The sequence below is a fragment of the Bradyrhizobium sp. SHOUNA76 genome (genome assembly GCF_023006445.1).
In the GTDB taxonomy this organism is placed as follows: domain Bacteria; phylum Pseudomonadota; class Alphaproteobacteria; order Rhizobiales; family Xanthobacteraceae; genus Bradyrhizobium.
The window spans coordinates 1-11,219 of record NZ_JALBHA010000176.1; the positions used below are offsets into that span (position 1 = coordinate 1).

9 protein-coding genes are annotated in these 11,219 nt (G+C 64.4%); 5 read left to right on the forward strand and 4 right to left on the reverse strand.

Annotated features, from left to right (window positions below):
- Positions 1 to 407: enoyl-CoA hydratase-related protein (locus MOV74_RS19150; RefSeq protein ID WP_246925624.1), on the reverse strand; the 407-nt coding region annotated here is incomplete at its 3' end.
- A 214-nt stretch (positions 408 to 621) separates the two neighbouring features.
- Between MOV74_RS19150 and MOV74_RS19155 the strand changes: the two genes are divergently transcribed.
- A complete protein-coding gene (locus tag MOV74_RS19155) occupies positions 622 to 1,896 on the forward strand; it encodes an acyl-CoA dehydrogenase family protein (RefSeq protein ID WP_246925626.1) in 1,275 nt (424 codons plus the stop codon).
- Between the two features lie 124 nt (positions 1,897 to 2,020).
- Here MOV74_RS19155 and MOV74_RS19160 read toward each other — a convergent pair whose 3' ends face one another.
- Positions 2,021 to 3,598: a fatty acid--CoA ligase gene (locus MOV74_RS19160; RefSeq protein ID WP_246925627.1), complete on the reverse strand. Its 1,578-nt coding sequence runs from the start codon at positions 3,596 to 3,598 to the stop codon at positions 2,021 to 2,023.
- 254 nt (positions 3,599 to 3,852) lie between these two features.
- Positions 3,853 to 4,725 carry an SDR family oxidoreductase gene (locus tag MOV74_RS19165; RefSeq protein WP_246925628.1) on the reverse strand — a complete coding sequence of 291 codons (873 nt, stop codon included), beginning with the start codon at positions 4,723 to 4,725 and terminating at the stop codon, positions 3,853 to 3,855.
- Between the two features lie 105 nt (positions 4,726 to 4,830).
- Here MOV74_RS19165 and MOV74_RS19170 point away from each other — a divergent pair, with 105 nt between their 5' ends.
- The 3 genes from MOV74_RS19170 (at position 4,831) to MOV74_RS19180 (ending at position 8,004) form a co-directional block, all read left to right on the forward strand.
- Complete coding sequence (locus tag MOV74_RS19170) at positions 4,831 to 5,640, forward strand: crotonase/enoyl-CoA hydratase family protein (protein ID WP_246925629.1); 810 nt, start codon at positions 4,831 to 4,833, stop codon at positions 5,638 to 5,640.
- 158 nt (positions 5,641 to 5,798) lie between these two features.
- Positions 5,799 to 7,343, forward strand: a complete 1,545-nt coding sequence (locus tag MOV74_RS19175) for an acyl-CoA synthetase (RefSeq protein ID WP_246925630.1) — start codon at positions 5,799 to 5,801, stop codon at positions 7,341 to 7,343.
- A 256-nt stretch (positions 7,344 to 7,599) separates the two neighbouring features.
- Positions 7,600 to 8,004, forward strand: coding sequence for a YccF domain-containing protein (locus tag MOV74_RS19180; RefSeq protein ID WP_246925631.1), 405 nt, complete (start codon positions 7,600 to 7,602; stop codon positions 8,002 to 8,004).
- Positions 8,005 to 8,136: 132 nt separating this feature from the next.
- Here MOV74_RS19180 and MOV74_RS19185 read toward each other — a convergent pair whose 3' ends face one another.
- On the reverse strand, positions 8,137 to 9,054 hold the full coding sequence (locus tag MOV74_RS19185; RefSeq protein ID WP_246925632.1) for an NADP-dependent oxidoreductase: 918 nt from the start codon (positions 9,052 to 9,054) through the stop codon (positions 8,137 to 8,139).
- A gap of 1,359 nt (positions 9,055 to 10,413) precedes the next feature.
- Here MOV74_RS19185 and MOV74_RS19190 point away from each other — a divergent pair.
- Positions 10,414 to 11,219 (forward strand): phosphoenolpyruvate carboxylase (locus tag MOV74_RS19190; protein WP_246925634.1); only part of this gene is annotated, 806 nt, incomplete at its 3' end.

Here is an 11,219-nt window from a genome sequence, read left to right on the forward strand (position 1 = left end):
AGGCCGACGCGCGGTTCGGGCAGGGCGAAGGTCGCATTCTCCGCGGCGATGATCAGGTCGCAGGCGAGCGCGATCTCGAAGCCGCCGCCCATGGCGACGCCGTTCACCGCGGCGATGATCGGCTTGTCGCAGTCGAACCGAGAGGTCAGGCCGGCAAAGCCGCCCTTGTCCCAGCCGCGTTTTCCCCCCGCCGCCTGCCACTTCAGATCGTTGCCGGCGCAGAACGCCTTGTCGCCGCTGCCTGTGACGACCGCAATCCATTGCTCGGGATCGGCCGCGAAATCGTCGAACACTTTTTGCAGTTCGAAATGCGCATCGGTGTGCAGCGCGTTGTAGACCTCGGGACGCGACAGCGTGACGATCGTGATCGGACCCTTGCGTTCCACTTTCGAGAATTTCAACTCCATCGCGCGCTCCCGCATTTTCTCGTGAAGGAATATTGCCGGCATAGTAGCGCGCCTCAGTGCTTGAGCACCATCGAATTGCGCTGGTGCGCCTTGCGCGTCTGGCACGCCTCGCCTTGCTTGACTTGGATGCGCTCTTCTCCGCTTAATCACGCGAAGCAAGAATGCGCCTAGCGTCTTAACGCAAAACAACAAAGATCATTCCGGGAGAGAACCCTTGGATTTCTCATTGCCTGCCGATCTCGTCGCCTATCTCGGAGAGCTCGATCGCTTCATCGAACACGAGATCAAGCCGCTGGAAGAAGCGGACGACAACATCCGCTTCTTCGATCACCGCCGCGAATGGGCGCGCACCGATTTCGAGAACGGCGGCCTGCCGCGCCACGAGTGGGAAGCGCTGCTGCGGAAAGCAAAGGATCTCGCCGACGCCGCCGGACATTTGCGCTTTCCCGTGCCGAGGCAGTATGGCGGCAAGGACGGCTCGAACCTCTGGATGGCCGTGATCCGCGAGCATTTTGCCGCGAAGGGTCTCGGCCTGCACAACGACCTCCAGAACGAGCATTCGATCGTCGGCAATTTCCCCGTCGTCACCATGCTCGACCGCTACGGCCGCGACGACCAGAAAGCGATGATCGACGGCTCGATCAGGGGCAAGTACCGCATCACCTTTGGCCTCACCGAGCCGCATCACGGCTCGGATGCGACCCACATGGAGACGCGCGCGGTGCCGGCGACTCGCGACAACGTCAAGGGCTGGATCATCAACGGGGAGAAGATGTGGACCACAGGCATGCACGTCGCCACGCATTGCGCGCTGTTCGCGCGCACCAGCGGCAATGACGGCGACGCCCGCGGCATCACCTGCTTCCTGGTTCCGGCGAAAAGCCATGGGGTGAAGGTCGAAGAATACATGTGGACCTTCAACATGCCGACCGATCATCCGCGCGTCAGTTTTACCGACGTGTTCGTGCCGGAGGATGCGCTGTTCGGCGAGGTCGGCCGCGGGCTGTCGCTGGCGCAATGCTTCGTGCATCAGAACCGCATCCGCCAGGCCGCAAGCTCGCTCGGCGCCGCCGTCTACTGCATCAACGAGAGCGTCAAATATGCGCGCGAGCGAAAGCCGTTCGGCAAGGCGCTCGCGGAGAACCAGGCGATCCAGTTCCCACTGGTCGAGCTAGCGACGCAAGCCGAAATGCTGCGCCTGCTGATCCGAAAGACCGCCTGGGAGATGGACCAGCTCACCGAGGAGCAGATCGAGCGTACGCTCTCCGACCGCGTCTCCATGTGCAACTACTGGGCAAACCGCCTCTGCTGCGAATCCGCCGATCGCGCCATGCAGGTCCACGGCGGCATGGGCTATTCACGCCATAAGCCGTTCGAGCACATCTACCGCCACCACCGCCGCTACCGCATCACCGAGGGCAGCGAGGAGATCCAGATGCGCAAGGTGGCCGGATTCCTGTTCGGCTATATGGGGCCGGGGAAGCATTAGCTGCCGCCGCGCGCACGGCTATCGTAGGGTGGGCAAAGCGAAAAGCGTGCCCACCACCTCTCTCGTAATCGAAGAATGGTGGGCACGGCGCTTTGCGCCTTTGCCCACCCTACGGCACCGCGGATCAATTCACCCGCCGATCCTTCCCGGCCCAGTACGGCTCCCTCAACTGCCGCCGCAAAATCTTGCCTGAGGGATTTCTCGGCAGCGCCGGCAGGAACTCCACGGTCTTCGGCGTCTTGTAGCCGGCGATGCGCTCGCGGGTGAAGTTGATGATGTCGGTGGCGGTTGCCTCCTTGCCCGGCTTCATCACCACGACGGCTTTCACTGCCTCGCCCCATTTGTCGTCGGGCACGCCGATCACCGCGGCCTCGGCGACATCAGGATGATCGCACAGCGCGCTCTCGACCTCGGCGGGGTAGATGTTCTCGCCGCCGGAGATGATCATGTCCTTGATGCGGTCGTGGATATAGAGATAGCCGTCCTCGTCCATGTAGCCGGCGTCACCCGTGCGCAGCCAGCCGTCACCGCGCAGCGTCGATGCGGTCGCCTCCGGCAGGTTCCAGTAGCCGGCCATGTTCGAGCCCGATCGCGTCGCGATCTCGCCGACCTCGCGCGGCGGCAGCGGCTTGCCGTCCACATCCAGGATCGCGATCTCGACGCCCGGCAGGGCCTTGCCGGCCGAGCGCATCCGCTCCAGCCCTTCGACGTGATCCTCCGGCGGCAGCGCGACGATGGTGCCGGTGGTCTCGGTCATGCCGTACAATTGCACGAAGCCGCATTTGAAGACCTCGATGCACTCCTTCAGCAGCGCCGCCGGTATAGGCGAGGCGCCATAGAGCATGTATTTCAGCCGCGAGAAATCGACCGTCCTGGCGCGCGGCTGCCGCACCACGAACTGCATCGCGGCCGGCACCATGAACAGTTTTGTGATGCCCGACTGCTCGAAGAAATCCAGCACCTTGGTCGGATCGAACTCGCGGGCGATCACGCCGCGGGCGCCGTGATAGAGCCCCATCACGCCCCAGCCGGAGCCGCCGATATGGAAGACCGGCATGGCCACCAGCGACACGTCGTCGGTCGACCACCGGTTCCACTCCGGTTTATCCTCGGCATTGCCTGATTGCACGAGGTTGAGGAAGTTGGCATGCGACAGCATCGCGCCCTTCGGCTTGCCCGTGGTGCCGGATGTGTAGAGCTGGATCGCGATGTCGCGGCTGTCGATCGGGACCTTCGGATCGTCCCCGCTCTGCGCATCGCGCCACGCCGCAAAATCCTGCCACTCCGGCGCACCGCCCTCGGTGGTGATGATCGTGCGCACGCCCGGCAGCTGGTTCTTGATCTGGCGGACCTGTGTGATGAACTCCGGCCCGACGAACAGAACCGGCGCCTTGCAGTCTTCGACGATGAAGGCAACCTCGGGCCCCGCCAGCCGCCAATTCACCGGCGCCATCACCACGCCGGCCTTCATGGAGCCCAGCAAGAGTTCGAAATAGAGATCGCTGTTCTTGCCGAGATAGGCGATGCGTTCGCCCTTTTTCACGCCCATCGCGAGAAGCGCGTTGGCAACCTTGTTCGTGTTGACGTCGAACTCGGCAAAGCTGGTGACGCGGCCCTCGAACTCATAGGCGGTGGCGTTGCCGCGGCTCGTCGCCCGCTCGCGCACCATGTCGGCGAGGTTCGCCAATGGCTGTATGGACATGTTTCTCCCGTGGCGTCTTGTTTTTATGCCTGGGAGTGTGGCGTCATCTGCGGGTGAAGACAAGGCGGAGAGGGGAATCGATGGTTCCGTGTCCCGGACGCGCTGCAGCGCTTGCGCTGCTGCGCAGAGCCGGGACCCATTCTCCTGTGTCCGCGAAGCGTGCTAGGCCCCGGCTCAGCAGCGCACCACGCCGTACCGGACGATGTCCGCATCGCCGGGGGCGCGCTGCGCTGCGTCCGGGGCACGAGCGAGCATCACCCCCGCTTCGCCCGGTCCTTCTCGTTCTGCGCCATGATGCTCTCGCGCGCGGTCTTCCAGTCGTCGTCGCTCCAGTCGCGGAGCTGGTAGAAATTGCCGCCCATGGCGAGCGCCTGCGCGCCGTCCATGGCGATGGTCTCGCCGGAGATCCAGTCGCAGCCGCCGGAGATCAGGAACACGGCGACGTTCTGCAACTCCTCCATGGTGCCGACGCGGCCCATCGGGTTCATCGCCTTGGTGCGGGCGCCGGCCTCGTCGCCCGGCTTGATCCGCTTGCTCATGCCCTCGGTCGGGATCTCACCCGGCGCGATGGTGTTGAGGCGGATGCCGTATCGGCCCCATTCGGTCGCAAGCGACATCGTCATGGCGTGGATCGCCGACTTGCTCATCGCCGACGGCACGACATAGGGCGAGCCGTTGCGCACCCAGGTGGTCGTGATCGACACGACATTGCCGGGCTGCTTCAAGGCGATCCAGCGCTTGCCGACCGCATGCGTCACATAGAACGTGCCGTGCATGACGATGTTGGCGACCGCGTCGAAGCCGCGCGGCGACAGCTCCTCGCTGCGCGAGATGAAATTGCCGGCGGCGTTGTTGATGAGATCGGTGAGGGGGCCGTCGCGAAAGATGGTCTCGATCATCTCCTCGACAGCGAGCGCGTTGCGGATGTCGACACCATGGCTGGTGACGCGGCCGCCATACTGATCCATCAATTCGGTCGCGGTCTCATCGCAGACGATCTTGCGCCGGCCGCAGATGTGCACCTCCGCGCCGAGCTGAAGGAAGCGCGCTGCCATCGACTTGCCGAGACCTGTGCCGCCACCGGTCACGAGAATGCGCCGGCCGGCCAGAAGATTTTCCTTGAACATGGCTGTTTCCCCCGTAGGGATTGTCAGTTAATTGGTCGATTGACTAAATCCGGCTACCAGCGTCCTGTAAAGCGGCACTGAACAAGAACAGGGGAGAATTCGTCCATGGAAGAGCGCGTCTCGATCTCGATCTCGGAAGGCGTCGCCGACGTGCGCCTGGTGCGCGCGGACAAGATGAACGCGCTGGATCAGGCGATGTTCGAGGCCCTTGTCGCCGCAACCGACCGGCTTTCGAAGGAAAAAGGCGTGCGCGTGGTCGTGCTGTCGGGCGAAGGCCGGGCCTTCTGCGCCGGGCTCGACATGGGGCGTTTTGCCGCCATGAAGGAGAAGGGCGGCAACGGAATTCCGGGTGGCGAAAATCGCGATCTCACCAAGCGGACGCATGGGCAGGCCAACTTCGCGCAACAGGCGGTGTGGGGCTGGCGCCAGCTGCCGGTGCCTGTGATCGCGGCCGTGCACGGTGTCGCCTTCGGCGGCGGCTTCCAGCTCTCACTCGGCGCCGACATGCGGTTTCTCTCGGCGGACGCGCGGATGTCGGTGATGGAGATCAAATGGGGCCTCATCCCTGATATGGCGGGCACGCCAATCCTGGCCTCGCTCGTGCGCGACGATATTTTGCGCGATCTCACCTACACCGGCCGCATCTTCTCCGCGCAGGAGGCGATGACGTACGGCCTCGCCACGCGCATCTGCGACGACCCGCGCGCCAGCGCCCTGGAGGTCGCGCGCGAGATCGCGGGCAAGAGCCCGGATGCGATCCGCGCGGCGAAGCGCCTGCTGAACAATCTCTCGGTCGATCCGGGTCCTGCACTGCTCGCCGAGTCGGTCGAGCAGCAGAAGCTGATCGGCAGCGCGAACCAGACCGAAGCTGTGAGATCGAATCTGGAGAAGCGCGCGGCGAAGTATGCAGACTAGCAGTTCCCCGTCATTCCGGGGCGATGCGAAGCATCGAGCCCGGAATCCATAACCGCGATCGGGAGTATGGATTCCGGGCCTGCGGCTTCGGGCATCACGGAATGACGACCGTAGGTTTGGCCGCATTCTCGAACCCGACGAAAGATCGGAAAACAAAAATGAGCGAAACGTCAGACTTCCTCGGCATCGTCTCCGGCGAGCGCCGACGCACCCACACTGAAATCGCGGCCCGTGCGGACCGCATCGCCGCCGGCCTCGCCAAGATCGGCGTCCGCCCAGGCGATTGCGTCTGCATGCTGATGCGCAACGACATCGCTTTTCTGGAAGCCGCCTATGCCGCGATGCGGCTGGGTGCCTATGGCGTGCCGATCAACTGGCACTTCAAGCCCGAAGAGATCAACTACATCCTGAACGACACCGGTACCTCGGTGCTGATCGGGCATGCGGACATGCTGCACGCCCTGCGCGATGCCATTCCGAAGGGCGTCACCCTGCTGAGCGTGCCGACGCCGCCGGAGATCCTGTCCAACTACAGGATCGATCCGGATCATCTGGCGACACCTGGCTTCGCGATCGATTTCGAATCCTGGCTCGCGCAGCATGAGCCCTATGACGGCCCAATCGTGCCGCAGCCGATGAACATGATCTACACCTCGGGGACGACAGGCCATCCCAAGGGTGTCCGCCGCCACGCGCCGACGCCGGATCAGCAGGCGGCCGGCGAGCGCATGCGCGCGATGATCTATGGGCTCAAGCCCGGTGCCCGCGCGATCCTGCCGGGCCCGCTCTATCATTCCGCGCCGAACTCGTTCGGCATCCGCGCCGGCAAGCTCGGCGGCGCGCTGGTGCTGATGCCGCGCTTCGAGCCGGAGGAATTCCTGGAGCTGATCGAACGTTATGGGATCGACACCATCTTCATGGTGCCGACCATGTTCATCCGCCTGATGAAGCTGCCGGAGGAGGTGCGCAGGAAGTACGACGTCTCGTCGCTGCGCCACGTCATCCATGCCGCAGCGCCGTGTCCCTCCGACGTCAAGCGCGCCATGATCGATTGGTGGGGGCCGGTGATCTACGAATTCTATGGCTCGACCGAATCCAGCGCGGTCACCTTCGCCACCTCCGAGGACGCGCTGAGAAAGCCGGGCACCGTCGGCAAGATTTCGCCCGGCGCGGAGCTGCGCTTCCTCGGTGAAGACGGCCGCGTGCTGCCGGCTGGTGAGATCGGCGAGATTTATTCGCGCATGGCCGAACTGGCCGATTTCACCTATCACAACAAGCCGGAGAAGCGCGCCGAGATCGACCGCGACGGCTTCATCACCTCCGGCGACGTCGGCTATATCGACGAGGACGGTTACGTCTTCATCTGCGACCGCAAGCGCGACATGGTGATCTCGGGCGGCGTCAACATCTATCCGGCGGAGATCGAATCGGTGCTGCACGCGGTGCCCGGCGTGCATGATTGCGCGGTGTTCGGCATCCCCGACGCCGAGTTCGGCGAGGCGCTCATGGCCGTGGTTGAGCCGCAGGCGGGCGTCACGCTGGAGGCCGGCGACGTCCGCGCCGCGCTGAAGGCGCATCTGGCCGACTACAAGGTGCCCAAGCACATCGAGATCCGTAGCGGGTTGCCGCGCGAGGATTCCGGAAAAATCTTCAAGCGCCGCCTGCGCGATCCCTATTGGGAGCAGGCGGGGCGCAAAATCTGACAGTGCCGTAGGGTGGGCAAAGCGGAAGCGTGCCCACCAGATTTCGCTTACGGAGACAGATCGTGGGCACGGCGCAAGCGCGCCTTTGCCCACCCTACGAGATACTGACAGCAGCCCGGGTGAGAGGAAGCGATACCCGGGACAGTGAAAGATAAGACCCCGGATGTCGCTGCGCTCATCCGGGCTACGCCGCCGTCTTAGCAGAGACAGATTTCGACCCTATATAAGCGGAACCATTGACCTCCCGGATCATCCCATGGCTCCCGTTTCCATCATTCTCAACATCCTCTGGATCCTGATCGGCGGCGCCTGGATGGCGTTCGGCTGGCTGATCGCCGCGATCATCATGGCCGTCACCATCATCGGCCTGCCCTGGGCGCGGGCGGCGTTCAACATCGCCGTCTACACGCTGCTGCCGTTCGGCTCGCGAGCGGTCAGCCGCTACGATGTCACCGGCATGAGCGATATCGGCACCGGCCCGCTCGGGCTGATCGGCAACATCATCTGGTTCGTGCTCGCCGGCTGGTGGCTGGCGCTCGGCCATCTCGTGACGGCACTGGTCCTCGCGGTCACGATCATCGGCCTTCCCTTTGCCTGGGCGCATCTGAAGCTCGCCGGCATCGCGCTCTGGCCGATCGGCAAGGTGATCGTGCCGGCTTGAGGCGAAGTCGTCGTTCGTAGGATGGGTAGAGCGCCAGCGAAACCCATCAAACCGTCCGCCGATGACGAAGCAAGACGGGTTTCGCAAGGGCTCAACCCATCCTGTGCTGCGTACATCAATGGGCATGCTCCCTCAGGGACGAACGCGAATGATCGTATTCCCCTTGCGTCGCCCGGTCGGGTTTAAGGCAGCGACCGCATCGTCGAAGATCGAGACGTTGCCGATGTTCGTCCGCAGTCGTCCGTCCCGCACCCGCTGGACGATCTCACTCAGTTGGGCACGATCGGCCTCGACGACAAAGTCGACCGCCAGGCCGTCGGAGGGGCGCGCCTCTGCGGGCCCGACGATGGTGACCAGTGTTCCTCCGGCCCGAATCAGTTCTGCGGACCGCTTCTGAATGTCGCCGCCGATGACATCGAACACCAGGTCGACTTTGCCGATGTCTTCCAGGGCGTCGTTGTCGAGGTCGACGAACTCCTTCGCGCCGAAGCCGAGCACTGCCTGACGGTCGGCGGCGCGTCCGGAGCCGATGACGTGGGCGCCGGCCTCTCGCGCGAGTTGCGTCACCATGGAACCGACTGCGCCGGCCGCGCCGTGTGCGAGGACGCTCTGCCCCGCCTGAAGACGACCGTGCTGGAACAGCCCTTGCCATGCGGTTAGGCCCGAGACCGGCAGGCTTGCGCCCACCGTGAAGTCGACGTCACCGGGGAGCGGCGCCAGGTTGCGTGCCTCGATCGCCGCATACTCGGCGAGCGTGCCGTCGCGATACCAGTCCGCGAGGCCAAACACCCGCTGTCCTACCGACAGCCCCGTAGTGCCATATCCGAGAGCGGTGACCACTCCAGCCAACTCGTGCCCAGGGATCGACGGTGTTCGGTCACGCTCGAGGCGATCGGTCCAGGTCGAGGGCCACGTCAGCTCGGTCGGAACAAACCCCGACGCATGAACCCGAACAACGACGTCGTTTATCGATGCCTGCGGCTCGGGCCGGTCCACCAGTTTCATCCCTGCCGTTCCCGCCGCCCGTTCCGTTACGACGATCGCCTTCATAGGATTATCTCCTCGGTCATTGTCTCCTGGTGCAACTGCTGCAGGCAGCGTGAACGCGCCCGCTATCCACAAAATGCCTGACAGTGTGGACGTGTCTGCGATCTGCGCTGTCTGCATTGACCGGGGCTCCCACTGAGACTGTCGATCGGGATCGCTTCGGTCGTGGTACTAGCAGGTAGATGCGTTGGGCCTGGTCATGAAACCAGTACCAAGATTGCAAATTCTTGCTGTACCAAGCGCATTGAGACGGCGAACAGATTGAGCTCGTAGGATGGGGAGAGCGCCAGCGAAACCCATCAATCCGTCCATCGATGTCGAGGTATGACGGGTTTCGCAAGGGCTCAACCCATCCTACGCGCCCTGCGCTGCGATGCGAGCCCGCTCGGTCGGTGCTGCCCACACAATTCCTCGCGTCACCCGACGGGCGACACACGCCACATGCAGGTCAAGGGCGCGCCTCCCAGATATTCTGATTGACCGAATTCGTTGTTTCGGGTAAACCGCAACACATCCCGGCCCGTCAGAGGGACGTTTCGCGATCGTCACGATACGTAGGCCGGGATGCGATGGACGCGGCAGCGCCGGCGCGTGACGGGATGGCAGGGCGGGCGAACCTCGTGAGCCATCACGATCCGCGGCACGACCCGGTGCGGTCACAGCGTTTCTTTTCGGCGTCGGGGGCGAGCACGCGCGAGCCTTCGAAGTTTGGGAGGGGACGTCCGCGGACGGCAAAAGCGTGTGGTCCTGACGCCCGGGGTCTGTGCGTCAAGGCTTGCGGTGATGAAGCGGCCCAACCGGGCGCGCGCATCAGTGATCCGCAAGGCGACGGGGGCAATAGTGCATCGCTCCCCGGGGAGAGCGCGCCATAAGCCGTAAAACCATTGCGCAGGGAAGGCCGGGATGTCCCGGCGTCACCTGTGGTCACCCCGCGTGCGTTCTTCGCGTGCGGACCCTGGGTGCCCAGCCGGCACCCGGCCTTCCCTGCGCCCTTTCTTCCTGATGAGGGCGAAACGGACAGCAAAGCTCGGGCGGAACGCGCCGCGAGACCGCGAAGGCATGTTTATTGACGAGATTGCAGCACTCGTGCCCCGGACGCAGCGCAACGCGGCGCGTCTTGGCAGCGTGGTGCGCTGCTGAGCCGGGGCCCATATTTCGGCAGTATGCTTTTAGTAGCTTCCTGGGTCCCGGCTCTGCGCATTTACGCGCGTCTTCGATTCTTAAGGGCGTTGCAGCGGGTCCGGGACACGAGCGGCGACGGCAGTGTGCGGCGCTCCCAAGTTCATCTTGCGCTGCGGTAGAAAAATATCGCACACTCGACAGGCCGGGGAGCCGCAGGGAGCTCTGCAAGGAGAGCGAGCCATGTCCCTCCAGACCATTCCATCCGATAGCGCTGAGCCGCGCCCCAACCGTCCCGAGGACGTTCAGGCCACGGAAGCGGAGACGCGGCTGCGGGACGACATCCGCTTGCTCGGGCGCATCCTCGGCGACACCGTGCGCGACCAGGAGGGCGCCGACGTGTTCGACCTGGTCGAGCGCATCCGGCAGACCTCGATCCGGTTCCATCGCGACGAGGACCGGCTTGCCCGCCGCGAGCTCGAGCAGATCCTGGACGGCATGTCGATCCCGGACACCCTGCGGATCGTGCGCGCCTTCAGCTATTTCTCGCACCTTGCCAACATCGCTGAGGACCACAACAACATCCGCCAGATGCGCGCACGCAGCGCCTCGAGGAGCGGCGGGGCAGGGGTGCTCGCGGGCACGCTGGCGAATGCCAAGAGTGCGGGCGTGAGCGCGTCGGAACTGCGGAAGTTCTTCAAGGGCGCTCTCGTCAGCCCCGTGCTGACCGCGCACCCGACCGAGGTCCGCCGCAAGAGCACGATGGACCGCGAGATGGAGGTCGCCGCGCTGCTGGATCGGCGCGAGCGCGTCGCGCTCACGCCGGAGGAGGCAGATGCCAGCGACGAGCAGCTTCGCCGCGAGGTGCTGACGCTGTGGCAGACCAACCTGTTGCGCCGGACCAAGCTCACGGTGCTCGACGAAGTCGCCAACGGCCTGTCGTTCTACGATTACACCTTCCTGCGCGAGGTGCCGCGCCTGGTCAACGCGCTGGAGGACCGGCTCGAGGAGGGCGGCGAGCAAGCGGCGGGCGAGCTCGCCTCGTTCCT